General features: G+C 56.5%; 1 rRNA gene. It reads right to left on the bottom strand.

Annotated features, from left to right (window positions below):
- Positions 1–292: ribosomal RNA gene (locus BTW08_RS18740) — 16S ribosomal RNA — on the bottom strand; the annotation flags it as partial.

The raw sequence follows: 292 nt of genomic DNA, 5'->3' as shown, positions 1-292 counted from the left end.
GGACTACTGGGGTTTCTAATCCTGTTCGCTCCCCACGCTTTCGCGCCTCAGCGTCAGTATCGGACCAGTTGGCCGCCTTCGCCACCGGTGTTCTTCGTGATATCTATGCATTTCACCGCTACACCACGAATTCCACCAACCTCTTCCGAACTCAAGAAACCCAGTATCGAAGGCCATTCTGCCGTTGAGCGGCAGGATTTCACCCCCGACTTAGGCTTCCGCCTACGCACCCTTTACACCCAATGATTCCGGACAACGCTTGCACCCTCCGTATTACCGCGGCTGCTGGCAC

Source organism: Salinicola sp. MH3R3-1, assembly GCF_001937155.1.
In the GTDB taxonomy this organism is placed as follows: Bacteria; Pseudomonadota; Gammaproteobacteria; order Pseudomonadales; family Halomonadaceae; genus Salinicola; species Salinicola halophyticus.
Note: the sequence above shows the minus strand (reverse complement) of the source record. Positions and strands in the feature narration are given on the sequence as shown.